Below are 23,414 nucleotides of genomic sequence, written 5' to 3'. Positions count from 1 at the left end.
AGGTCGCGCCGCTCTTCCACGGTAAACGCAACGGGCAGGCCCAGGGTTCCGCAAGGACCCCGAACCTGCCCGTACCCACCCCGTAGGGGACGCCCTGGACGCCCCGGGATGCCCCGGGGCGTCCAGGGCGCCCCGGACGCCCGGGGCGTCCCGGTCAGCGCCTACGCGGGCACGATGTTCACCAGCTTCGGCGCCCGCACGATCACCTTGCGGATCCCCGCCCCGCCCAGCGCGGCCACGACCTTCTCGTCGGCCAGCGCGGCCTTCTCCAGGTCGTCCTCGGAGATGGAGGGTGCGACCTCCAGCCGTGCCTTGACCTTGCCCTTGATCTGGACGACGCAGGTCACGGTCTCGTCGACGACGTAGGCGGGGTCGGCGACCGGGAAGTCCTCGTGGACCACGGACGACTCGTGCCCCAGCTTGCGCCACAGCTCCTCGGCGACGTGCGGGGCCAGCGGCGCGACCAGCAGCACCAGGCGCTCGGCGACGGACCGCGGGACCGGGCCCCCGGCCTTGGTCAGGTGGTTGTTCAGCTCGGTGACCTTGGCGATGGCGGTGTTGAACCGCATGCCCTCCAGGTCCTGCCGTACGCCGTCGACGGCCTTGTGCAGGGCGCGCAGGGTGCCGGCGTCGATGTCGCTCTCCGCGACGTCGGCCACGGACAGCTCGCCGGTGTTCTCGTCGACGACGTTGCGCCACAGCCGCTGCAACAGCCGGAACTGGCCGACCACCGCGCGCGTGTCCCACGGCCGGGAGACGTCCAGCGGGCCCATCGCCATCTCGTACAGGCGCAGCGTGTCGGCGCCGTACTCGGCGCAGATCTCGTCGGGGGTGACCGCGTTCTTCAGGGACTTGCCCATCTTGCCCAGCAGCCGGGAGACCTTCTCGCCCTGGTAGAAGTAGGCGCCGTCGCGCTCCTCGACCTCGGCGGCGGGCACCGCGATGCCGCGGCTGTCGCGATAGACGTAGGCCTGGATCATGCCCTGGTTGAACAGCTTGTGGAACGGCTCGGCCGAGGAGACGTGCCCCAGGTCGAAGAGCACCTTGGACCAGAAGCGCGCGTACAGCAGGTGCAGCACGGCGTGCTCGGCGCCGCCGACGTACAGGTCGACGCCGCCGTGCGGCAGGCCCTCGCGCGGGCCCATCCAGTACTGCTCGATCTCGGGGTCGACCAGCCGCTCGCCGTTGTGCGGGTCCAGGTAGCGCAGCTCGTACCAGCAGGAGCCGGCCCAGTTGGGCATGGTGTTGGTCTCGCGGCGGTACTTGCGCGGGCCGCGGCCGTCGCCCAGGTCCAGGGTGACGTTGACCCAGTCCTCGTTGCGCGACAGCGGGGTCTCGGGCTTGGTGTCGGCGTCGTCCGGGTCGAAGGTGCGCGGGGAGTAGTCCTCGACCTCGGGCAGCTCCAGCGGCAGCATCGACGCGGGCAGGGGGTGGGCGATGCCGTCCTCGTCGTAGACGATCGGGAAGGGCTCGCCCCAGTAGCGCTGGCGGCTGAACAGCCAGTCGCGCAGGCGGAAGTTGACGGTGCCCTCACCGGCGCCGGTGCGCTCCAGCCACTCGGTGATGCGCTCCTTGGCCTCGACGACGGACAGGCCGTCCAGGCTGACGCCGTCGCCCGCGGAGCCGGTGCCGGACGCGTCGGTGCTGGACGAGTTCATGATCTTCGCGTCGTAGGAGGAGAAGGCGTCCTCCCACGTCGAGGTGTCGGTGCCGCGGCCGTCGGTCGGCTCGACGATGCAGCGGATCGGCAGCTCGAAGGCGCGGGCGAACTCGAAGTCGCGCTGGTCGCCCGCCGGGACGGCCATGATCGCGCCGGTGCCGTAGCCCATCAGCACGTAGTCGGCGACGAAGACCGGGACCCGCTCGCCGTTGACCGGGTTGGTGGCGTACGCGCCGATGAAGACGCCCGTCTTGTCCTTGGCCTCGGCCTGCCGCTCGACGTCCGACTTCGAGGCGGCCTGCGCGCGGTACGCGGCGACGGCCTCGGTCGGGGTGGCGTGACCGCCGGTCCACGCGTCGCGCGTGCCCTCGGGCCAGGCGTCCGGGGTGAACTTCTCGACCAGCGGGTGCTCGGGCGCCAGCACCATGTAGGTCGCGCCGAACAGGGTGTCGGGGCGGGTGGTGAAGACGGTGATGCGCTCGCCGTCGACGGGGAAGTCGACGCGGGCGCCCTCGGAGCGGCCGATCCAGTTGCGCTGCTGCAACTTGATGGCCTCGGGCCAGTCCAGCTCGTCCAGGTCGTCCAGCAGCCGGTCGGCGTAGGCGGTGATGCGCATGTTCCACTGGCGCAGCTTGGACTTGAAGACGGGGAAGTTGCCGCGCTCGGAGCGGCCGTCGGCGGTGACCTCCTCGTTGGCCAGCACGGTACCCAGCCCGGGGCACCAGTTGACCGGCGCGTCGGAGGCGTAGGCCAGGCGGAACTCGCCCAGGACGTCGGCGCGCTCGGCCTCGCTCAGGGTGTCCCAGGCGCGCCCGGGGTGGCCCGGGACCGCCCGCTCACCGGAGGCGAACTGGGCGACCAGCTCGGCGATCGGGCGGGCCTTCCCCGCCTCGTCGTCGTACCAGGAGTTGAAGATCTGGAGGAAGATCCACTGGGTCCACTTGTAGTACTCGGGGTCGATCGTGGCGAACGACCGGCGCTTGTCGTGGCCCAGACCCAGCCGGCGCAGCTGGCTCTGCATGTTCTTCATGTTGGCTTCGGTGGACACGCGCGGGTGCGTGCCGGTCTGCACGGCGTACTGCTCGGCGGGCAGGCCGAAGGCGTCGAAGCCCAGGGTGTGCAGGACGTTGTGGCCGGTCATCCGCTGGAAGCGGGCGAAGACATCGGTGGCGATGTAGCCCAGCGGGTGGCCGACGTGCAGGCCCGCACCGGAGGGGTACGGGAACATGTCCATGATGAACTTCTTGGGCTTGGCGACCAGCTCCGGGTCGCCCGCCAGGTCACCCTTGGGGTTCGGCGCGGCGTACGTCCCCTCGGCGTCCCAGAAGTCCTGCCAGCGTGCCTCGATCTCGGCGGCCATGGCAGCCGTGTAGCGGTGCGGCGCGGCGTCGGCCGACACAGGGGCGGTCGCCGCGGGGTTCGTCTCGCTCATGATCCTCAAAGCTCCATCGATCGTCTCTGCCAGCGGCTGCGACCTTCATGACCAGCGGCTGCGAGGGCCGGGAAATGAAAAATCCCCTCGCACAGGAGGGGACGCCGCGCCGATTCCGGCCACCGGACTACGACCGGGGCCGGGACTGATCAGCGCGGCTCGCTAAGCAGAAGGCGTACGGCACGCATGGCGTCAGGGTACCGCAGTCGCCGATCGGGCCGCGACGGGCTTCCGGCCGGCGTCCGCCCGACCGGAATCCGGGGCCCGGAATCCGGAAGCCGGATCCGAACCTGAACCAAGGTCAAAGGTTACTTCGCGTAACGACCGCTAAGGGACACCAGCACGAGCGCGCTGTCATTTGATAACAACGCAATAACTCAAACCTCCTACCCACGGGTATGGCGCCACTTAGAGTGCGGCAGCGGGACCGCTTTCCCGAACCGCTCCGGAGTTGCCCCCATGAACCCTCCCCCGATCCACCCTCGCGACACCAGCTCACCGCCTCCCGTCACGTCCCTGACGTGCGGAGGTCCGTCGTCATGACGAACGACAGCACGGCGGACGACACCTTCGCCCACTTCCTGGACTTCGGCGCGGGCGTCCTCTCCCTCGTCTTCCTCAGCTGCTCGGTGATCTGGGGTCTGCTCGCCCAGGACCGGATCGTCCTCGACACCCGGCAGCGGATCCTGGCCCAGGCGGTGCACCGGACCACCGCGGTCGCCTCGGTCGTCTTCCTGCTGGTGCACATCGTGGTCAAGCTGGCCCTGGACCACACCACCTGGGTCGCCGCGGTCCTCCCGTTCGGGCTGCTGGCCACGGAGGACGAGGCGTTCGGCGGCCGGGCCGTCCTCATCGGCTTCGGCACCCTGGCCAGCATGCTCATGATCTTCGTGGGGGTCACCGGAGCGCTGCGCAACCGCTTCGCCTCCCCGGCCCCCGTCGCGGCCCGCTGGCGGGCCATGCACATGCTGGCCTACCCGGCGTGGTGCCTGGCCCTGGTGCACGGGCTCTACGCGGGTCGCGCGGCGAAGCCGGTCTTCGTGGTGCTGTACGCCCTGTCCGTGGTCGGCGTCATGGCGGCCCTGGCACTGCGTGCGGCGCCCCGTCCGGTCAAGCGCGAGGTCGCCGACCGGATCGCCGCCCTCCTCGGAACCGGGGAGCGGCCCGGCCGCGAGGAGCGGGCGGAGGACCGGCCGAGGGACACCGCGGCCCTGCCGGGCTACGAGCGCTCCACGGGGTACCCCTCGCGCGGCGCGGCCCCGTCCGCCCCGCGGTACGAACCCGCGGAGCGCCTGGCTCCCCCGGAGCCCGCGGGCGGCTTCGCGGCGGCCTACCGCGCCGTGTCCGGCCCCTCGGGCGCGGGCCGGCCGCCGCTGACGGCGGACCCGGCCGGGTCCGCCCGGCTGCCGTCGGACCTGCTGCCCACCGAGGCGATGCCGGTCGTGGACGGCGGCGGCAGCACCTCGGGCAGCTGGCCGATACCGTCGCCGCCCCCGGTCGGCGAGGCGCCGCCGTCGGTCTACGACCCGCTCAACGACACGGGACACACCATCCCGGTCTACGGCGGCACGGACCCCGCGGACCACTCCGCGAACTACTCCGCGCAGTACTCCGCGCCCCCCTCCTCGGGCTACGGCTCGAGTGACGTGTACGACACCCGTGAGACGAACGCGGTCTACGACACGTACTACCCCAGCGACACGTACAACAGCGGTCCCGCCCCTGAACCAACCCCCGGTGTGCCGTCGTCGTCCCACGACTTCGACGCACCGGGTTCCGGTGAACCCTGGAACACGCCTTCCGGAGGCTTGAAGTGAACGAGGCCCTGCCCGACGTCCCCGAGGTCCGCGTGGTCGGACTTCCCCAGCTCACGTCGGGCTTCGACCTTGTCGAGCGCCTGGATCTGCCGATGCACCTCAAGGTGCACGGTCCGCTCGAACCGATGGGCGGGGAGCAGCTCGCGCAGCTCTCCGAACGCATCAGCCTGAAGGGCCGCGGCGGCGCGGGCTTCCCCTTCCACAAGAAACTGCGCTCGGTCGCCGAGGCGGCGATCAAGCGCGGCGTGCGCCCGGTCGTGGTCGTCAACGGCAGCGAGGACGAACCGGCCTGCCGCAAGGACACGGTGCTGATCAACCGCGCCCCGCACCTGATCCTGGACGGCGCGCTGCTGTGTGCCGAGGCCATGGGCGCCCGCACGCTGGTCATCGGCGTCACCCGCGAGTCCACGCAGCGGTCCATGGAGGCCGCCCTCGCCGAACGCGGCCTGAGCAACGGCCGCCGGTCCGCGCTCCGCGCGCGCGTGCAGCGCAATCCGGTGCGCATGGTCACCGGCGCGGCGGCCTCGCTGATCCGCTCCATCGACGGCGGCCCGGCGATGCCGCCCGGCCGCAAGGTGAGCGCCTCCAGGAGCGGCGTCGGCGGCGCGCCGACCCTGCTGTCCAACGCCGAGACCTTCGCCCAGCTGGCCATCGCCGCCCGCATCGGCCCGGAGCGCTACGGCAACACCGGCCTGTACGACGAGCCGGGCACCGTGATGCTCACGGTCTCCGGCGCGGTGGCCCGGCCGATGGTCATCGAGGTCCCGACGGGCGTGCCGCTGCGCTACGTCCTCCAGCTGGCCGGCGCCCCGCCGGTGCCGCAGGGCGTGCTGACCGGCGGCTACCACGGCAAGTGGATCGACGCGGCGACCGTCGACGAGGCGATCGTCTCCCGCAACTCGCTGCAACAGGTGGGCGGCTCGCTCGGCGCGGGCGCGATCCTGCCGATCAGTCAGGACACCTGCCCGCTGGGCGAGTCGCTGCGGGTGGCGCAGTGGCTGGCCGAGGAGAGCGCGGGCCAGTGCGGGCCCTGCTACCTCGGTCTGCCGGCCGCCGCGCGCGGCCTTGAGGACATCCTGAACGGCGGCGGTCCGGCCGCCCTGGAGGCGGTCAAGCAGGTCGCGCGGAACGTGAAGCGGCGCGGTGCCTGCTCGCACCCGGACGGCTCGGCGATGTTCCTGGAGTCGACCGTCAAGGCGTTCACGGACGACCTGGCCGCGCATGTCCTCGGCAACGGCTGCGGACGGCCCGTGGAGGGCGTCCTGCCGCTCTTCGAGGGGGGCAGGACGCCGACCGGAGTCCCGGGCGGCGGCGAGGAGAACGGCCCCAGCCGTCAGAAGATCTACGTCGACTGGACGCTGTGCCGGGGGCACGGGCTGTGCGCGGACATCCTCCCGGAGGTCTTCCAGCTCGGCGCCGACGGCTTCCCGACCGTCGCGCAGGCCGAGGTGCCGCGGTTCGCGGAGGCCAAGGCGGTGCGGGCGGTGCGCCGCTGCCCGGCGCTGGCACTGCGCATCGAGGAGGACACCCGCGGGCAGGCCCCGGCCGCGCGCAGCAACCTGCCGGTGCTGTCCCAGGGCCGCGGCCGCCGGGCGCTCGGCCGCTGAGGCAGGGAACGGCGAAACCCCCCGGATCCGCGATCCGGGGGGTTTCGCTGTGTTGTGGAGCTAAGGAGAATTGAACTCCTGACCTCCTGCATGCCATGCAGGCGCTCTACCAACTGAGCTATAGCCCCTTGCCCTTCATCCGCCCGGTCTCCCCGGCGGCGACGCCAACATTACACGGTCCACCGGGGCGAACGCCAAATCGTTTCCGTTCCGTCCGGTTCGTCCTATGCCGTCACGAACGAGTAGAAGCGTTTGAGCGTGCAGTGCTCTTCGAGGAGCCGGCCGTAGATCGGCTCGCCCTCGAGTTCGCGGTACGTCTCGATGGGGTCGCCTTTTATGATCAGCGCCCGCGCGCATTCCTCGCACCAGTACTGGTAGTCCGGGTTGACCGGCTCCATGTCGCGCACGATGGGCGTACCGCTGCCGCACCAGTCGCACTTCCGCCTGTGTGCACCCATCGATCAGCTCCAGCTGTGGCCGCAGGCCGTGCACACGTAAGAGATCCCGCCGTTGTCGCCGAGGACTTGGGCCACATGACCGGAACCGCAGGAAGGGCAGCTGAGGCGGGTGACCGTGTTCCGTGCCACCGCTCCGCCGAGGAGGTGACCGACCTCCTCGAGGATGCTCCCAGGCATCGCCACTCCCTCCCGTCGGGCCGCGGTCCCCTTCCGGCCGTTTGATTCTGCCACGGCCGGGCCGACCCGGTCAGCGACGCCTCAGTACCGGTCCGGACACGGAGTTCCACCGACGTATACGCCGGTGGGACGCGGGTTGCTCAAGCGGACGCAGACGAAAAATCCCGCCCCCCGAAGGGGACGGGATTCGTCCGTGGGCTGTGGAGCTAAGGAGAATTGAACTCCTGACCTCCTGCATGCCATGCAGGCGCTCTACCAACTGAGCTATAGCCCCTGGTGCCACGCGACCCGAGTCGCATGGTCCTGCTCTCCGTCCGCTCCGCTCGGCGGGGCGAACAAGAAGAACTTTAGCCTGCGACCTGCCGGAAAGTGAAATCGCGGTTCAGACGTCGTCGCCGATCACCGGTTCCGGCAGGGTGCCGGCGTTGTGCTCCAGCAGGCGCCAGCCGCGGGCGCCCTCGCCCAGGACGGACCAGCAGCAGTTGGTCAGGCCGCCGAGGCTCTCCCAGCTGTGCGGTTCCAGGCCCAGCAGGCGGCCGATGGTGGTGCGGATCGTGCCGCCGTGGCTGACCACGACGAGGGTGCCGTCCTCGGGGAGCTTCTCGGCGTGCCGGAGCACCACGGGGGCGGCGCGGTCGGCGACCTCGGTCTCCAGCTCGCCGCCGCCGCGGCGCACGGGCTCGCCGCGCTTCCAGGCCGCGTACTCGTCGCCGTGCCGGGCGATGATCTCGTCGTGGGTCAGGCCCTGCCAGACGCCCGCGTAGGTCTCCCGCAGGCCCTCCTCCAGGGTCACCTCGAGGCCGGTGAGCACGGACAGCTCGGCGGCCGTGTTCGCGGCGCGCACGAGGTCGGAGGCGACGATCGCGTCCGGCCGCAGGTGCACGAGCAGTCCGGCCGCGCGGCGGGCCTGGGCGACGCCGGTCTCGGTCAGCTCGACGTCCGTGCTGCCCTGGAAGCGGCGCTCCACGTTCCACGCGGTCTGGCCGTGCCGCCACAGGATGACGCGGCGGCCGCGGCCCGGCCTGCCCGCCGTCACCTCGCCGGTGGCGCTCATCGCCAGTCCTCGTCGGTGCGCGTCGCCTCCTCGGCGGCCTGGAGCTTCGCGTGCTCCTCCGCCTTGCCGCGGGTCTCCTTGGCGTCGGCGGGCAGCTCCAGCTCGGGGCAGTCCTTCCACAGCCGCTCCAGGGCGTAGAAGACGCGCTCCTCGCTGTGCTGGACGTGGACGACGATGTCGACGTAGTCGAGCAGGACCCAGCGGGCCTCGCGGTCGCCCTCGCGGCGCACCGGCTTGGCGCCGAGTTCCTTGTTCAGCCGCTCCTCGATCTCGTCGACGATCGACTTGACCTGGCGGTCGTTGGGCGCGGAGGCCAGCAGGAAGGCGTCCGTGATCGACAGCACGTCGCTGACGTCGTAGGCGATGATGTCGTGCGCGAGCTTGTCGGCCGCCGCCTGGGCGGCGGCGTTGATGAGTTCGATGGAGCGGTCGGTCGCGGTCACTGCCTGGCTTTCGGGTCGGCGGTCGGTTGACCTCAAGGGTCTCACGACCGCCGACACGGGCCCACGCGGAAAACCGTCCGCCGCGCTCCGCCCCCTACGACGCCGGCTTGTAGTCCTGGCCGAGCACCACCGAGACCCGCGCGTTCGCGGAGACCTTCCCCTGGGAGACGGCGTCGGTGGGCAGGCCCAGGGTCTTGGCGACCTGGACGGCGTTCTCCTTGTCGGCGGCCTCCGCGTAGACGACCTCGGAGGTGGCCTCGGTGCCGGATGCGGTGCCGCCCGACACGAAGGTGAAGCCGCCGTTGAGGAGGACGACGCGGGCCTTGCCGGTGCGGTCCCCGACGCCGGTGGCGTTGCGGACCGAGACGCTGACGGCCGCGTCCTTGTCGGGGCTCTTGGCGGTGCCGCCGAGGACGTCCTTGACCACGCTGTCGCTGGTCTCGGCGCTGAGTCCGCCGTCGTCCTGGACGGGCAGCAGCGCGGTCTTGAAGTCGCCGCCCTTGGCGCGGTCGGAGAGCCCGGCAAGGAAGGTGCCGAGGTCCTTCTCGGTCAGCGGCGGGTCGAGGATCAGCCCGAGGGTCTGGACGGTGGTCGTCGCGCCCTGCGGGTCGGAGGACAGCTTGCGCAGCACCCCCTGCATGACCTGCCCGAACCGCTGGAGCTGGGCGTTCGCCTCCTCGCCCTTGGCGCTGTAGGTGGCGTAGGCGACGGCCATCTTGCCGCTGAGGGTCTGGCCCTCGCCCTTGTGCACGAGGGGCGCGGCGCCCTTGTCCTTGGACTCCGGGTCGGGGACGTCGGCGTCGGTGTCGACGTCGATGTTGCCGACCAGGTCGACGAGGATCTGGAGGTAGGGCGTGTCCAGCCGCCAGGTGCCCTCGATGTCGGTGCCGAGGGCGGAGTCGAGGGCGGTGCGGGTGGCGTCGGGGCCCTCGTCGCCGACGGACTTGGCGAGGGTGGTGGTGCTGCCGTCGTCGCCGGTCAGGGCGAGCGCGTTGGGCACCAGCACGGCGGTGCCCTGCTTGGTGGTGGTGTTGTTCACGAGCAGCGCCGTGGAGGTGCCGCCGCCCTTGGTGTCGTGCAGGTGGACGGCGATCACGTCGCGCTTCTGGGCACCGGCCGTCGTCGCGCTGCCGGTCTTGTCGTCGGAGGAGGACACGCCGGGCAGCTTCCCGGCGTACCAGAGGTAGCCGACGCCGCCGACCGCGACCAGCGCCAGGACGACGACCAGGGCGACGATGCGCGAGCGGGCGCGGCGTCGGGCCTCCTCGCGGCGTTCGGTGCGGTTCTCCGTGAACTTCATCCAGTCGATGACGTCCTCGGAGTCGCCGGCCGGCTCCTCGACGAAGGCGAACTGCTCGGTCCGGTAGTCCCCGCCGGGTTCGGCGGCGCCGGGGTGCTCCGTGCTCTCCCGCTCCTCGGGCGGGCCCGCCTGCTGCGGGATGTGGGCGGTCTGCTCGGCGACCCGGGGCTGCGGGCCGCTCGTCGCGGCCCGGCCGTACGGGTCGTACGGCTGCTGCGCCGGCTGCTGACCGGTGTCGTGGCCGCCCTGGGAGCCGTAGGGGTCGTAGGGCTGCTGGACGGGCTGGTGGCCGCCGGTGGCGTACGGGTCGTAGCCGTAGCCCTGCTGCCCGTACTGCTGCCGGCCGTACTGCTGCTGCCCGTACTGCTCCCCCGGCTGCCCGTACTGCTGCCCCTGCTGCTGCGCGTACGGGTCGTACTGCTGCTGGTGGCCGGGCTGGGCGTGGCCCGGGGCCTGCCCGTACCCCTGCCCCTGGTCCTGGGCCTGGGCCTGGGCCTGGCGGTACACGGGGCGGCCGTACTCGTCGTAGCCGACGAGTTCGTACTGGTCGTCGCCGTGTCCCGCGTCGTATCCGTCGTTCACCGGTGCCCCTCTCGGCTCACTCGCCGCGGTACAGGTGGCGTTTGTCGATATAGCGCACGACTCCGTCGGGCACCAGGTACCAGACGGGATCGCCCTTGGCGACTCTCGCACGGCAGTCCGTGGAGGAGATGGCGAGGGCGGGGACCTCGACGAGCGAGACGCCGCCCTTGGGGAGCCCGGCGTCCGTGAGGGTGTGTCCCGGCCGGGTGACGCCGATGAAGTGGGCGAGGGAGAACAGCTCCTCGCTGTCGCGCCAGGTGAGGATCTGGGCGAGGGCGTCGGCCCCGGTGATGAAGAACAGGTCCGCGTCCGGGTTGAGGGCGCGCAGGTCGCGCAGGGTGTCGACGGTGTAGGTGGGGCCGCCGCGGTCGATGTCGATGCGGCTGACGGAGAACTGCGGGTTCTCGACGGTCGCGACGACCGTCATCAGATAGCGGTCCTCGGCCGCGGAGACCGCGCGGTGGCTCTTCTGCCACGGCTGCCCGGTCGGTACGAACACCACCTCGTCGAGCTGGAACTGCGCCGCGACCTCGCTGGCGGCCACGAGGTGGCCGTGGTGGATCGGGTCGAAGGTGCCGCCCATGACGCCCAGACGTCGCTTGCCCGGCGACGGGCTGCCGCCCGGACCGTTGACCGGGCCGGTGGCGCGGGCGGGCACCGCGTTCTGCGTGCCGCGCGCCGGCGCGTGCGCCGGGCCGGTAGGCGTGTCGTGCTCTCCCATGCGAGCAGACCCTACCGGCCCGCCCGGAGCGACCCGGTCGCGCCCACTGGGCCGCGGGCTCAGCGGTCGCGGTTGAACCGGGTGGTGATCCACAGCAGGAGCATCAGGATGACGAACGCGCCGATGCCGGTGACGTAGGGGCTGAGGCTCGCGTGGTTGCCGCCGTGCTCCTCGCCGCCCTCGGCGGCGAGGGTGGCGAACTGGGCGGCGCTGAGGGGAAGGCTCATCTTCGGCAGGACCTATCCGGTGTGGGCGGGACAAGACGTCCGCTCATCGTATGCGGGCGCCCCGGGGGCGATCACGCCGACTCCGCCGTTGGGGACGGGCCGGAACCGGGGCGCGGCGGCTCCGGGGGAACCTTCGGATCTCCTCAGTCGTCCTTCTGCTTGTAGCCCCGCAGCAGGAACCACCCGGTCAGTACACAGCCCACCACCATGACGATCAGGACGATCCGGAGCAGATTTCCCGGCCCCTGCTGCTCGGCGGCGGTCGCGGCCCCGGCGAGCCAGTCGGTGTGGGGGATGTGCTGCATGGCGTGGACTCCTTAGACGTACTGCCCGTCCACGGTATCTCCGCCTAGGCTGGGCCCGGCCCGGGGGGCGCAAAGGACCGCACAAGGGTTCGCAAAAACCATACGTACGTCCAGGTCACACATACGCGCATGGGGGAAGAGATGTCCGACGGCCACCACAACGGGCACGAGCACGTGCCGAGCAGGCAGCGCAGGCGCTTCCCCGGGATCTCCTCGCGTGCGTACGAGCATCCGGCCGACCGCAGCGCGCTGGTGGCGCTGCGCAAGCTGAGCGGCTTCGACACGGTCTTCAAGGCGCTCAGCGGCCTGCTGCCCGAGCGGAGCCTCAGGCTGCTGTTCCTGTCCGACTCGGTGCGCGTCTCGGACCGGCAGTTCGCCCATCTGAACGTCATGCTGCGCGACGCCTGCTACATCCTGGACCTGGAGAAGGTCCCGCCGATGTACGTCAACCAGGACCCGGTGCCGAACGCGATGTGCATCGGCCTGGACGAGCCGATCATCGTCGTCACCACGGGCCTGGTCGAGCTGCTCGACGAGGAGGAGATGCGGGCGGTCGTCGGGCACGAGGTGGGGCACGCCCTGTCCGGCCACGCGGTCTACCGCACCATCCTGCTCTTCCTGACCTCCCTCGCCGTCCGGGTCGCCTGGATCCCCCTGGGGAACGTGGCGATCATGGCGATCGTGACCGCGCTGCGCGAGTGGTTCCGCAAGTCGGAGCTGTCCGCCGACCGCGCCGGTCTGCTGGTCGGCCAGGACCTCCAGGCCTCCATGCGGGGCCTGATGAAGATCGCGGGCGGCAACCACCTGCACGAGATGAACGTGGACGCGTTCCTGGAGCAGGCCGAGGAGTACGAGGCGGGCGGCGACCTGCGCGACTCGGTGCTGAAGATCCTGAACGTGCTGCCCCGCTCGCACCCCTTCACCACGGTGCGGGCCGCCGAGCTGAAGAAGTGGGCGGCCTCCCGCGACTACCAGCGGGTCATGGACGGCCACTACCCGCGGCGCGACGAGGACAAGGACACCTCGGTGCGGGACTCCTTCCGGGAGTCGGCGTCCCACTACGCCACGCATGTGCGCAGCTCCAAGGACCCGCTGATGAAGCTGGTCAACGACATCGCGGGCGGGGCCGGCGACCTCGGTGACCGGATGCGCCGGGGCTTCGGCGGCTTCACGGGCTCCTCGTCGAGGCCGCCCCAGGACGGGGACGGCCCGGCGGAGGGGCAGGCAGGCCCCGAGGGGCCCGAGGGGCCTCAGGGACCGGGGTCCGGTGGCGACGGCCCGGAGTCGCCGCGGGACGGCTCCCCGCGCGACGGCGCCTGACAGGGCCCGGCTCATACCTTCGGCTGGGCGCCGTCCGCGAGGGTGCCGCACAGGGCCGTGGCGTCGTCCGAGGTGTACGGGTCGGTGCCGGCGGGGACGCCGGCCCCGGCCTGCTGGCCGGCCAGGAGCGGGCGGAGGTGGTTCGCCGAGTCGCCGGCGCAGGACAGCGGCCCGGCCTGGACGGAGGAGGCGACCAGGTGGGTCTGGTGCAGCCGCAGGTCGTCCCGGTCGAAGCGGAAGTGCAGCTCGCGCCGGACGGTGAACAGCGACGCCTCGGCCCGGGCGTCGTGGGCCGGCCGCAGCGCGTACACCATGGTGTGGTCGGCGGTGACCTCCAGCGTGGACGCGTCGCTCTCCACGACGCGCAGGCTGCCGTCCACCCGGATCCCGGGGTCGGCCAGCTCGGCGCGGGCCGGGTCGAAGCGGATCAGCCATCCGGTGGGGGCGTGCCGGCCGTCCGCGGCGGGCTTCTCGAAGCTCTCGTCGAACTGGCGGAGCTGGTCCGGGTCGAGCAGCACCCGCACCGAGCGGACCTCCCCGCCGCCGACCACGCCCGGGTCGAGCGCCGAGCGCACGATGTAGTTCTTGGCGGTGTCGAGCGCGTTGAACACCTGGTCCTCGGAGAAGTGCGCCGTGCGCCGGGCTCCCGGCAGCGGGACGCCCTGGGCGGCGGTCCTGAAGTGTGCGGCGGGGCTGCGCGCGTACAGCAGGGCGGCGTCGGCGGCGCCGGGCACCTTCTCCCGCGGGGCGAGCGGGACGACGGTCATCCGCGCCGGCTCGGCCGCCCGCTGCCCGGCGGGGCTCTGGTAGGGGTGGCGTACACCCATGTAGACGGCGGTGCCGAAGGCGACGGCGATCAGCACGACGAGGATCAGCGCCTGCCGGGACAGCCCGGCCCGGCGCAGGGGCGGGCGGCGCCGCACGGCGGGAGCGTGGTCGGTGATGCGCTCCTGGGCGGAGAGCTCCTGGAGCCGGGCAGCGCGCACGAACGACTCGTCGAAGACGACGGATCGGTACTCGTCCTCGCCGCCTCCGGGAGCACCGTCGGGCGCTCCTCCGGGCGGACCGCCAAGCCCTGCCATACCTTCAGAGTGAGTCTGCGGAAGGTCGGGTAAACGCGCCGCCACAGGTCAAGTTGGGACAGCTTGCCGACGCCCCGGGAGCGGGTCAGGGGCTGCGCGGAATCACCGACACGGCGGGCTGGGAGTAGTCGGCGGAGGCCGAGGGCGTCGCGGCGCCGCCCTGCTCCGGACCGGTGGAGGCGGGGGGCGGCACCTGCTGCGTGCCGCCGCCCGAGGACGCGCCCCGGTAGACGGCGACGAAGGCCAGCGCGACCATCCCGATGCCCATCGCCAGGGCGAGCAGCCAGGCGACCGGGCGGTGCCAGCGGACCTGCTTGCCGTAGGCCGCGGGAGCGCCGTACGGGCGGTCCAGGAGGTCGCGGTCGTCGTCCGGGTCGTCGAGGTCGGGATCATGGCCGAAATCGCCGTACCCGTCGTCGAAGCGCTCGGCTCTGCTGCGGCCGCGGCGGGCCGCTTCCGCCTCGGTGGCCTCCGCTCTGGCCTGCGCGGCGGCCAGCAGGCGTTCGACGGCGGTCGGCTCGTGCACCGCCGCCGCCTGGACGAAGGCCTCGTCGAAGACCACGGAGGCGAACTCTTCGTCCGACACCCCGCGGTCCTGGTCGTCGTCGGGCTCCCAGCCGTCCGGGAACGGCGTGCCCCCCACGTCCTCCGGCACGGCTCCAGAGTAGACCTGGGGGGTCGTTTTGGGCAGACGGCGGGGAAATTCATCCGGTGGGTGAGATGCCCCGATCGGTGCTCCCGCGGTGCGCCCCCGGGCGGGCCCGGGCGGGGGCGCCGTCAGCGCCGTACGTGCCCGTCGCCGGTGACGATGTACTTCGTGCTGGTCAGCTCCGGCAGCCCCATGGGGCCGCGGGCGTGCAGCTTCTGCGTGGAGATGCCGATCTCGGCGCCGAAGCCGAACTGGCCGCCGTCGGTGAAGCGGGTGGAGGTGTTGACGGCGACCGTGGTGGAGTCGACCAGCTGGGTGAAGCGCCGGGCGGCCTGCTGCGAGGTCGTCACGATGGCCTCGGTGTGGCCGGAGGTCCACAGCCGGATGTGCTCGACGGCCTTGTCGAGGGAGTCGACCACGGCCGCGGCGATGTCGTACGACAGGTACTCGGTCTCCCAGTCCTCCGGCGTGGCCTCGACGGCCGTCGCCTTGGAGTCCTTGGCGTACGCCATCACACGCTCGTCGGCGTGCACCGTGACCCCGGCCTCGGCGAGGGCGTCCAGCGCGCGGGGCAGGAAGTCGGCGGCGACGTCCTGGTGGACCAGGAGGGTCTCGGCGGCGTTGCAGACGCTGACGCGCTGGGCCTTGGAGTTGATCAGGATGTCGACGGCCATGTCGAGGTCGGCCTGCGCGTCGACGTAGACGTGGCAGTTGCCGGTGCCGGTCTCGATGACGGGGACGGTGGACTCCTGGACGACCGTGTTGATCAGCGAGGCGCCGCCGCGCGGGATCAGCACGTCGACCAGGCCGCGGGCCCGCATCAGCTCGCGCACGCTCTCGCGGCTCTCGCCGGGCACCAGCTGCACGGCGTCGGCGGGCAGCCCGGCCCCGCCCACGGCGTCGCGGACCACCCGGACCAGGGCGGTGTTCGACTGGTAGGCGGAGGAGGAGCCGCGCAGCAGCACCGCGTTGCCGGACTTCAGGCAGAGGGCGGCGGCGTCGACCGTGACGTTGGGCCGGCCCTCGTAGATGATGCCGACCACACCGAGCGGCACCCGGACCTGGCGCAGGTCGATGCCGTTGGGCAGCGTCGAGCCGCGCACGACCTCGCCGACCGGGTCGGGCAGCGCGACCACGTCGCGCACGTCGGAGGCGATGGCGCGGACCCGCTCGGGGGTGAGCGTGAGCCGGTCGATGATGGCCTCGCTGGTCCCGGCGGCGCGGGCCTTGGCCACGTCCTGGGCGTTGGCCTCGACGATCTCGCTGGTGCGGACCTCCAGCGCGTCGGCGACGGCGAGCAGCGCGTCGTCCTTGGCGGCCCGCGGCAGCGGCGCGAGGTCGGCCGCGGCGGACTTGGCCCGGTAGGCGGCCCGGGTGACGGGTGACATCGAGTCGTACGGCGAGAGCGTGGTCATGGGGGAAGGGTAGTGCGCGCGGTTCGGCTCCCACCTGCCGTTCCACCCCGCGAGATGGGTCGGAAGGAGGCGCGGGACGGGTCGGAACGGGGCGCGGGACCGGTCGGGAGGCGGGTCAGAACGGGTGGACGCCGACGGGTGTCGCCGGTGCGGGGCCGTACCCCGCGGCGATGCGCTGGTGGTAGGTGGCCCGGTCGATGACCTCCAGGCCGACGATCTCCCAGGGCGGCAGCCCCGCGGTCTGCCGGTGCTCGCCCCACAGGCGCAGGGCGACGGCGGCGGCGTCGTGCAGGTCGCGGGCCTCCTCCCAGTACCGGATCTCCGCGTGGTCGTCGGCGTAGCGGCTGGTCAGCAGGAAGGGGTGGTCGTGCGCGAGCTGTTCGAGCGCCCGGCGCACCTCGGGGAGCGGGGCGCGCGCGCCGGAGACGCTGAGGGTGACGTGCCACAGGCGCGGGGTGTGTTCGGGCTCCTCGCCGCGGAAGCGGTCGCCGGCCGCGACGCTGGTCAGGGCGCGTTCCTCGCCGCCCGCGCGGTTCGCGCCCCGGGCGCCTCCGGAGCGCGCGCCCGTGCCGCTGCGGGCGGCCGCGCCACCGCGGGAGGCGGTGCCACCGCGGGGCGCCGCCGTCCCAGGGCGTACTCCGCTCACGACGGCCTCCTTCACGCACACGGCTCGGCCCGGTGGTCGGCCGGGCTTGTCCCTGAGGAAAGTTGAGCAGGCCGCGCGAGATCGCGGGGCGGTTTTGCGGAACGTACACCGCCGATTCGGGGACGTTTCGACCCATTACGGGTGCAGGATCACCAGATCGTCCCTGTGTACGACCTCACGTTCGTACGCGGGTCCGAGTTCGCGTGCCAGTTCCCGGGTGGAGCGGCCGAGCAGCCGGGGCATCTCCTTGGCGTCGAAGCCGACCAGTCCCCGGGCCACGGCCCGGCCCGCGGCGTCCCGCAGCTCGACGGGGTCGCCCGCGGCGAACTCGCCCTCGACGCCCGCGATCCCGGCCGGCAGCAGCGATTTGCGGCCCTCGACGACCGCCCGTACCGCCCCGTCGTCGAGGACGAGCGCCCCCTGCGGGGTGGAGGCGTGCTGGAGCCACAGCAGCCGGTCGGCGGAGCGCCTGCCGGTGGCGTGGAAGTAGGTGCCGGTGTCGCCGCCGGTCAGGGCGTCGGCCGCGTGCACCGCGCTGGTCAGCACCACCGGGATGCCGGCGGCGGCGGCGATCCGGGCCGCCTCGACCTTGGTGACCATGCCGCCGGTGCCGACCCCGGCCTTGCCCGCGCTGCCGATGTCGACGCCCGCGAGGTCGGCCATGTCCCGCACCTCGGCCAGCCGCGAGGTGCCGGGCCTGCTCGGGTCGCCGTCGTACACGCCGTCCACGTCGGACAGCAGCACCAGCAGGTCGGCGCGGACCAGGTGGGCGACGAGGGCGGCGAGGCGGTCGTTGTCGCCGAAGCGGATCTCGTCGGTGGCGACGGTGTCGTTCTCGTTGACGATCGGGAAGGCACCCATCGCCAGCAGCTTGTCCAGGGTGCGGGAGGCGTTGCGGTGGTGGGCGCGGCGGCTCATGTCGTCGCTGGTCAGCAGCACCTGGCCGACACGGACTCCGTAGCGCGCGAAGGAGGCGGTGTAGCGGGCGACCAGCAGGCCCTGGCCGACGCTGGCGGCGGCCTGCTGGCGGGCCAGGTCCCGCGGGCGGCGGCGCAGGCCCAGCGGGGCGAGGCCGGCGGCGATGGCGCCGGAGGAGACGAGGACGATCTCCTTGTCCGTGCCCCGCACCTTGGCGAGCACGTCGACGAGCGCGTCGACCCGGTCGGCGTCCAGGCCGCCCGCCGCGGTGGTCAGCGAGGAGGACCCGACCTTGACGACGATCCTGCGGGCCTCGCCCACGGCCTGCCTTGCCCCTGCCACGGCCCCGTCCGCCTCTCCCGTCGACACGCGCCGATCCCTGCGCTCGCCAGGCAATCTACGCGAAGGGGAACGCGCGCCGCACCGGAGTTCACGCCGCGGACGCGGGGCCCGGGGCCCCGTCGGGTGCGAGCCGTGCCGGGGCGCGGGGGACAACACGCGCGTGTCGTCCGGCGGTCACCGGGCGTTAACCCGGTTGTCCGATGCGCGACGAGCCTGGAGCGACCGCAGTGCCCCTTCCCCTGCCCCGCCGCCGTCTCCCCCGCCTGCCCGGGCCCTCCCGGCGGTCCCGCCGCCTCCGCCTCGGCCTGCCCGGGCGGCGGACCGCCGTGAAGCTGCTGGTCCTGGGCGTGCTGGCGGCCGCCTTCGCCGCCCAGGCCCTCGGCGCGCTGCTGCCGCACGTGCCGCTGCTGCTCGCGGCGAGCGCCGGTTCGCTGGCCGCCGAGGCGGCGCTGTACCGGTGGCAGCGGGGCATGGTGTCGCTGTTCGCCAAGTCGCACGCCGATGTCACCGTCCGGCACGTGCTGCGCGACCTGCTGCTGGTGGTGGGCCTGCTGCGGCTCGGCGAACAGCATCGCGAGGGGGCGTACGCGCCGCTCGTCGCCGGGCTGCTCGTCTTCTACGCGCTGCACTGGGCGATCCAGGCGGTGTCCGTCCTGGTCCGGCGCACCCGGACACTGCCGGTGGTGACCCGGAACATCGACGCCTCCGCGCTGCGGCTGACCCCGGCGCCCCCGGTGCTGCTGCGCCGCCCCGGGCACCGGCTGGCGGTCTTCGGGCTGCCCGCGACGGCCGGACTGCTGGCCACGGCGGCGACCGATGCGCCGGTGTACGGGGCGGGTGGGCTCGCGCTGTCCCTGGCGCTGGCGCTGACGGGTCTGGGCGCGCTGCTGCTGCGGCTGCTGCCCGGGCGCAGGCCCGCCGGTGAGCAGGAGGTGCTCGACTGGTTCGAGGCGTGGCTGACCCGGTACCGGCCGACGGTCGGCCTGTACTTCTCGGGCGGGGCGTCCTCGGCGTACCAGGCGAACATGTGGCTGGAGCCGCTGGCGCGGCTGGACGGGCGGCCGGTGATCGTGCTGCGGGAGCGGCACATGGTGCAGCGGATCGCGGCGACCGACCTCCCGGTGGTGTGCCTGCCGAAGGTGTCGACGCTGATGCGCCTGGAGCACTCGACGCTGCGCGTCCTCCTGCACCCCTCCAACTCCGGGAAGACCTCGCAGGTCCTGCGCATCCCGACCATCAAGCACGCCTTCGTCAACCACGGCGAGAGCGACAAGCTGTCCTCGTGCAACCCGTACGCGAAGGCATACGACGAGGTGTGGGTGGCGGGTCCGGCGGCGCGCGAGCGGTACGCGCTCGCGGAGGTCGGTGTCGAGGACAAGGACGTGGTGGAGATCGGCCGCCCGCAGCTGCACGCCGTACGGCCGTACGCGGGGCCGCCCGCGCCCGGGGCGTTCACGACCGTCCTGTACGCGCCGACCTGGGAGGGCTGGGACGGCAATCCCGGCAACACCTCGGTGGTCGAGGCCGGGGAGAACCTGGTGCGGGCGCTGCTCGCGGACCCGGGCGTACGGCTGCTGTACAAGCCGCACCCGCTGACGGGGTCGGTGGACCCGCGGGCCCGGGCCGCCGATCTGCGCATCCGCGAGCTGGTGCGGGCGGCGAACCGGGAGCGGGGCGGGCCGCGCCCGGACGCGTCGGCGGCCACCGCCCTGGCCGGGCGGGCGGCGGAGCTGGACCGGCTCACCACGGCCGGTTTCCGACCGGCGGCGGACCAGGCGGAGCGGATGCTGCGGCAGCCGGTCCCGGAGGCCGGGCGGGCGGCGGCCGTACGGCGGGCCGAGGCCGCGTGGGAGGAGGCGTACTGGGCGTCGCTGCCCGCGTGGGAGCACCAGGTCGTCACGGACGCCCGGCCGCCGCTGTACGCCTGCTTCAACCGGGCCGACCTGCTGATCAGCGACGTGTCGAGTGTGATCAGCGACTTCCTGGCGAGCGGCAAGCCGTACGCGGTCGCCAACACCAGCACGCTGGCCGAGGACGTGTTCCGCAAGTCCTTCCCGACGGTGGCGGCGGCGACCGTGCTGACGCCGGACGCGTCCGGGGTGCCGGGGCTGCTGGAGGCGGTGCGCCGTCCGGAGCGGGACGAACTGGCCGGGGAGCGTGCCGCGTTGGCCCTGCGGCTGCTGGGTCCGGCCGAGCCGGCCTCCCAGGAGCGCTTCGCCGGCGCGGTGCGGAGCCTGTGCGAGGCGGCGGTCCGGCACCGGACCAGGATGGCGGAGCGGCTCGCCACGGAGCTGCCCTTCCCCGGCCCGCGCCGGGAACCCGCCCGGTCGTCCACCCCGGCGGCCACCCCGTCCGCGGTCTCCTCCACGCCCCCCTCTGGGACTCCCTCCACGGCCTCCTCCGCGGCCCCGGACCCGCACGGCCACGCCTGAGCGCCGTCTGCGGGCCGTGGCGTGCGCCGCGCCTGTCACAGCCTGGTCACGAATCACACCCTGCGGGAGGGCCGGTCCGGCAGTGGGCCGGTCTCCGACGGCACCGGCCCGGACCCGCGGCCGGTGCCGCCCGAGGGCGGGACGGGCACCGGCCGCGGACCGACGCGTCGTATGCGGCCGCGCCCTCGCCGCCCCGGGGCGGCCCCGCTCCTCGTGCCGGGTGCCGCCCGTGACCAGCCAGCTCACCGCCGGGCCCGCCGGGCCCGCCCCGCCGGGTGCGGACGCGCCGACGGGCCGCGGAACTCGAGTCGGGCACTTGGGGCGGAAACCGACGCAAGTCGGTAAAGGGGACAGCGGGACCGAATGTGAGGAAGTTCTCCAGCCGCTTCGACCCGCCCCATTCGGGCGGCCGGTCCTGCCATTTCCCGGTGTGGCGGGGCACAGGGCGCCCGGCTACCGTGCCCGCGGAAACTCCGCGTGAATCCTTTACGCTGATGCGGCGGCGCGCTCCAGACCCGAACGGTGTCCGGAGCGCGTTCCGGTCCCAGCCCGCGGTCCCGTGGTCAGTTCTCGGAACAGGTTGTAAGGATGCCCAAGCTCTCTCTCGTTGTCCCCGTGTACAAGGTGCAGGGCTATCTGCCCGAGTGCCTTGACTCCATACTCGGGCAGGACTGCACGGACTTCGAGATCGTCGCGGTCGACGACTGCTCGCCGGACGGGTCAGGGGCCATTCTCGACGAGTACGCGAAACGCGACGACCGGATTCATGTGATTCACCTCACGGAAAACGTGGGTCTGGGACGCGCGCGCAACGCCGGACTGGAAAAGGCCACCGGCGATTACGTGTTGTTCCTGGACAGTGACGACACGTTGTCGGACGGTGCGTTGTCGGCCATTCGGGACCGCATCGAGGCCACGGGCGATCCCGAGATCCTGATCTTCGACTACGCGCGCACCTACTGGGACGGCCGCGTCCGTCCGAACCTGCGGGCCGAGCTGCTGAAGGAGAAGGGCCCGGACACCTTCTCCCTGGCCGAGCGCCCGCAACTGCTCGACCTGCTCCAGATCGTGTGGAACAAGGCCTACCGGCGGGACTTCATCGCCCGGACCGGGCTCACCTTCCCGCCCGGGTACTACGAGGACGCCCCCTGGACGTTCTGCTCGCTGATCAGCACCGAGCGGATCGCCGTCCTCGACCGGGTCTGCGTGCACTACCGGCAGCGGCGCGAGGGCGGCAACATCCTCAAGACGGTCAGCCGCAAGCACTTCGACGTCTTCGACCAGTACCAGCGGGTCTTCGACTACCTCGACGCGCACGAGGAACTCGCCGAGTGGCGCGCCCCGTTGTTCCGCAAGATGGTCGACCACTACCTGACCGTCCTGGAGCGTCCGGGCCGCCTGCCGCAGGACGCGCGCGCGGAGTTCTTCCACCGCGCCTCGGCCGACTACCGCGCCCGGGTGCCGAAGGGCTTCACCCGCCCCGGCGGCGGCCGCGGCCACAAGTACGGGATGCTGGAGCGCGACGCCTACACGACGATGGTCAGCGCCCTGGCGGCGGTGAAGTTCCGCCAGCAGGTCAAGACCCGCACCCGCACCGCGCTCAACCGCTCCAAGCGCGGCGCGATGGGCGCCTTCTACCAGTCGCAGCTCAGGCTGCCGCTCGACGACAACCTGGTGCTGTTCTCCGCCTACTGGAGCCGCAGCGTCTCCTGCAACCCCGCCGCGATCGACGCCGAACTGGCCCGGCTGGCCCCGCACATGCGCCGGGTGTGGGCGATCCGCGCGGACAACGCGGCCCGGGTACCCAAGGGCGTGCAGGTCGTCCGCGTGGGCTCACGCGAGTACTGGGCGGCCCTGGCCCGCGCCAAGTACCTGGTGAACAACGTGAACTTCGCGGACTCCGTGATCAAGCGCGAGGGCCAGATCCACGTGCAGACCCACCACGGCACGCCGCTGAAGACGATGGGCCTGGACCAGCAGAAGTACCCGGCCTCCACCGACATGGACTTCGAGAAGCTCCTGGAGCGGTGCGACCGCTGGGACTACAGCATCAGCGCCAACCAGTTCTCCACCGTGGTCTGGGAGCGGGTCTACCCCTGCTCGTACACCACGCTGGAGACCGGCTACCCGCGCAACGACGTCCTCGTCAACGCCGGCTCCGAGGAGGTGCGCGCGGCCCGCGCCGCGCTCGGGCTGGCCGACGGCACCAAGGCGTTCCTGTACATGCCGACGCACCGCGAGTACCAGCCGGGCTTCACCCCGCCCCTGGACCTCGGCAGGTTCGCCCGCGAACTCGGCCCCGACGTGACCCTGCTGGTGCGCGGCCACTACTTCTACGGCAACTCCCCGCACGTGAACGAACTGCGCCGCACCGGCCGCGTCGTCGACGTCTCCGGGCACGCCCGGGTGGAGGAGCTGTACCTCGCGGCCGACGCCCTGATCACGGACTACTCCTCGGCGATGTTCGACTACGCCGTCCTCGACCGCCCGATCATCAGCTACGTCCCCGACTGGGACGTGTACTCCGCGGTCCGCGGCACCTACTTCGACCTGCTCCAGGAGCCGCCCGGCGCGGTCGCCACCACGCAGACGGAACTGCTGCGGCTTCTCTCCTCCGGCGCGTACGACAGCCCGGAGACGACCGGGCGCCGGGACACCTTCCGCCGGCGTTTCTGCGAATTCGACGACGGACACGCAGCCGAACGGGTGGTGCGACGCGTCTTCCTCGGTGAAGAGAGCCTGCCGCCCGTCGTCCCCTTCGACGAACGTCACCACGCCCCGACCCCCGCCCAGGCGCTCGAACTGGTCGAGCGGGCCTGACCCCGAA

The 23,414-nt window shown here is 72.5% G+C and carries 18 protein-coding genes and 2 tRNA genes; 5 read left to right on the top strand and 15 right to left on the bottom strand.

Annotated features, from left to right (window positions below; genetic code table 11):
* Positions 1-161 precede the first annotated feature (161 nt).
* Positions 162-3,092 (bottom strand): leucine--tRNA ligase, encoded by a 2,931-nt coding sequence (gene leuS, locus B9W62_RS25845; RefSeq protein ID WP_087809386.1) that lies wholly within the window; start codon positions 3,090-3,092, stop codon positions 162-164.
* Between the two features lie 539 nt (positions 3,093-3,631).
* Between leuS and B9W62_RS25840 the strand changes: the two genes are divergently transcribed.
* Together B9W62_RS25840 and B9W62_RS25835 are read left to right on the top strand one after the other, a co-directional pair.
* On the top strand, positions 3,632-4,909 hold the full coding sequence (locus B9W62_RS25840; RefSeq protein ID WP_087809385.1) for a ferric reductase-like transmembrane domain-containing protein: 1,278 nt from the start codon (positions 3,632-3,634) through the stop codon (positions 4,907-4,909).
* Complete coding sequence (locus B9W62_RS25835) at positions 4,906-6,516, top strand: NADH-quinone oxidoreductase subunit NuoF family protein (RefSeq protein ID WP_179235668.1); 1,611 nt, start codon at positions 4,906-4,908, stop codon at positions 6,514-6,516. The genes B9W62_RS25840 and B9W62_RS25835 overlap by 4 nt, the downstream gene beginning before the upstream one ends.
* A gap of 55 nt (positions 6,517-6,571) precedes the next feature.
* On the opposite strand, the gene B9W62_RS25830 is transcribed toward B9W62_RS25835, so the two are convergent.
* From B9W62_RS25830 to B9W62_RS25790, 9 genes are all read right to left on the bottom strand, one after another.
* A tRNA-Ala gene (locus B9W62_RS25830) sits at positions 6,572-6,644 on the bottom strand.
* 96 nt (positions 6,645-6,740) lie between these two features.
* Positions 6,741-6,974: a hypothetical protein gene (locus B9W62_RS25825; RefSeq protein ID WP_003976229.1), complete on the bottom strand. Its 234-nt coding sequence runs from the start codon at positions 6,972-6,974 to the stop codon at positions 6,741-6,743.
* 378 nt (positions 6,975-7,352) lie between these two features.
* A tRNA-Ala gene (locus B9W62_RS25820) sits at positions 7,353-7,425 on the bottom strand.
* 108 nt (positions 7,426-7,533) lie between these two features.
* On the bottom strand, positions 7,534-8,205 hold the full coding sequence (locus tag B9W62_RS25815; protein WP_087809383.1) for a histidine phosphatase family protein: 672 nt from the start codon (positions 8,203-8,205) through the stop codon (positions 7,534-7,536).
* Positions 8,202-8,648, bottom strand: coding sequence for a ribosome silencing factor (gene rsfS, locus B9W62_RS25810; RefSeq protein ID WP_052838175.1), 447 nt, complete (start codon positions 8,646-8,648; stop codon positions 8,202-8,204). The genes B9W62_RS25815 and rsfS overlap by 4 nt, the downstream gene beginning before the upstream one ends.
* Positions 8,649-8,742: 94 nt before the next feature.
* Positions 8,743-10,530 carry an LCP family protein gene (locus B9W62_RS25805; RefSeq protein ID WP_087809382.1) on the bottom strand — a complete coding sequence of 596 codons (1,788 nt, stop codon included), beginning with the start codon at positions 10,528-10,530 and terminating at the stop codon, positions 8,743-8,745.
* Positions 10,531-10,546: 16 nt separating this feature from the next.
* Positions 10,547-11,251: a nicotinate-nucleotide adenylyltransferase gene (nadD, locus tag B9W62_RS25800; RefSeq protein WP_087809381.1), complete on the bottom strand. Its 705-nt coding sequence runs from the start codon at positions 11,249-11,251 to the stop codon at positions 10,547-10,549.
* A gap of 59 nt (positions 11,252-11,310) precedes the next feature.
* Positions 11,311-11,478, bottom strand: a complete 168-nt coding sequence (locus tag B9W62_RS25795) for a hypothetical protein (RefSeq protein ID WP_087809379.1) — start codon at positions 11,476-11,478, stop codon at positions 11,311-11,313.
* 143 nt (positions 11,479-11,621) lie between these two features.
* Complete coding sequence (locus B9W62_RS25790) at positions 11,622-11,783, bottom strand: hypothetical protein (protein ID WP_087809377.1); 162 nt, start codon at positions 11,781-11,783, stop codon at positions 11,622-11,624.
* 141 nt (positions 11,784-11,924) lie between these two features.
* Between B9W62_RS25790 and B9W62_RS25785 the strand changes: the two genes are divergently transcribed.
* The gene (locus B9W62_RS25785) at positions 11,925-13,103 is read left to right on the top strand and encodes a M48 family metallopeptidase (RefSeq protein ID WP_087809376.1); all 1,179 of its coding nucleotides are present in this window, start codon (positions 11,925-11,927) and stop codon (positions 13,101-13,103) included.
* A gap of 11 nt (positions 13,104-13,114) precedes the next feature.
* Here the strand turns inward: B9W62_RS25785 and B9W62_RS25780 are convergent, their stop codons facing one another.
* The 5 genes from B9W62_RS25780 to proB form a co-directional block, all read right to left on the bottom strand.
* Positions 13,115-14,185, bottom strand: a complete 1,071-nt coding sequence (locus B9W62_RS25780; RefSeq protein ID WP_087809375.1) for an SCO2583 family membrane protein — start codon at positions 14,183-14,185, stop codon at positions 13,115-13,117.
* 85 nt (positions 14,186-14,270) lie between these two features.
* Positions 14,271-14,840, bottom strand: a complete 570-nt coding sequence (locus B9W62_RS25775; protein ID WP_179235667.1) for an SCO2584 family spore wall biosynthesis protein — start codon at positions 14,838-14,840, stop codon at positions 14,271-14,273.
* Positions 14,841-14,962: 122 nt separating this feature from the next.
* Positions 14,963-16,249 carry a glutamate-5-semialdehyde dehydrogenase gene (locus tag B9W62_RS25770; RefSeq protein ID WP_087809374.1) on the bottom strand — a complete coding sequence of 429 codons (1,287 nt, stop codon included), beginning with the start codon at positions 16,247-16,249 and terminating at the stop codon, positions 14,963-14,965.
* Positions 16,250-16,364: 115 nt separating this feature from the next.
* Positions 16,365-16,895: a hypothetical protein gene (locus B9W62_RS25765; protein ID WP_087812101.1), complete on the bottom strand. Its 531-nt coding sequence runs from the start codon at positions 16,893-16,895 to the stop codon at positions 16,365-16,367.
* A 135-nt stretch (positions 16,896-17,030) separates the two neighbouring features.
* Complete coding sequence (gene proB / locus B9W62_RS25760) at positions 17,031-18,155, bottom strand: glutamate 5-kinase (RefSeq protein ID WP_087812100.1); 1,125 nt, start codon at positions 18,153-18,155, stop codon at positions 17,031-17,033.
* A gap of 200 nt (positions 18,156-18,355) precedes the next feature.
* On the opposite strand from proB, the gene B9W62_RS25755 reads away from it, so the two are divergent.
* Together B9W62_RS25755 and B9W62_RS25750 are read left to right on the top strand one after the other, a co-directional pair.
* Positions 18,356-20,587 carry a hypothetical protein gene (locus B9W62_RS25755; protein ID WP_256976580.1) on the top strand — a complete coding sequence of 744 codons (2,232 nt, stop codon included), beginning with the start codon at positions 18,356-18,358 and terminating at the stop codon, positions 20,585-20,587.
* A 588-nt stretch (positions 20,588-21,175) separates the two neighbouring features.
* Positions 21,176-23,407, top strand: coding sequence for a bifunctional glycosyltransferase/CDP-glycerol:glycerophosphate glycerophosphotransferase (locus B9W62_RS25750; protein ID WP_087809373.1), 2,232 nt, complete (start codon positions 21,176-21,178; stop codon positions 23,405-23,407).
* Positions 23,408-23,414: the final 7 nt, after the last annotated feature.

Source organism: Streptomyces sp. CS113 (genome assembly GCF_002188365.1).
Taxonomy (GTDB): domain Bacteria; phylum Actinomycetota; class Actinomycetes; order Streptomycetales; family Streptomycetaceae; genus Streptomyces; species Streptomyces tendae.
Note: the sequence above shows the minus strand (reverse complement) of the source record. Positions and strands in the feature narration are given on the sequence as shown.

Coding starts and splice junctions, on each gene's coding strand:
- leuS (WP_087809386.1), bottom strand. CDS start 3,092: ATGAGCGAGACGAACCCCGCGGCGACCGCCCCTGTGTCGGCCGACGCC.
- B9W62_RS25840 (WP_087809385.1), top strand. CDS start 3,632: ATGACGAACGACAGCACGGCGGACGACACCTTCGCCCACTTCCTGGAC.
- B9W62_RS25825 (WP_003976229.1), bottom strand. CDS start 6,974: ATGGGTGCACACAGGCGGAAGTGCGACTGGTGCGGCAGCGGTACGCCC.
- B9W62_RS25815 (WP_087809383.1), bottom strand. CDS start 8,205: ATGAGCGCCACCGGCGAGGTGACGGCGGGCAGGCCGGGCCGCGGCCGC.
- nadD (WP_087809381.1), bottom strand. CDS start 11,251: ATGGGAGAGCACGACACGCCTACCGGCCCGGCGCACGCGCCGGCGCGC.
- B9W62_RS25795 (WP_087809379.1), bottom strand. CDS start 11,478: ATGAGCCTTCCCCTCAGCGCCGCCCAGTTCGCCACCCTCGCCGCCGAG.
- B9W62_RS25790 (WP_087809377.1), bottom strand. CDS start 11,783: ATGCAGCACATCCCCCACACCGACTGGCTCGCCGGGGCCGCGACCGCC.
- B9W62_RS25785 (WP_087809376.1), top strand. CDS start 11,925: ATGTCCGACGGCCACCACAACGGGCACGAGCACGTGCCGAGCAGGCAG.
- B9W62_RS25780 (WP_087809375.1), bottom strand. CDS start 14,185: ATGGCAGGGCTTGGCGGTCCGCCCGGAGGAGCGCCCGACGGTGCTCCC.
- B9W62_RS25770 (WP_087809374.1), bottom strand. CDS start 16,249: ATGACCACGCTCTCGCCGTACGACTCGATGTCACCCGTCACCCGGGCC.
- B9W62_RS25755 (WP_256976580.1), top strand. CDS start 18,356: ATGCGCGACGAGCCTGGAGCGACCGCAGTGCCCCTTCCCCTGCCCCGC.
- B9W62_RS25750 (WP_087809373.1), top strand. CDS start 21,176: ATGCCCAAGCTCTCTCTCGTTGTCCCCGTGTACAAGGTGCAGGGCTAT.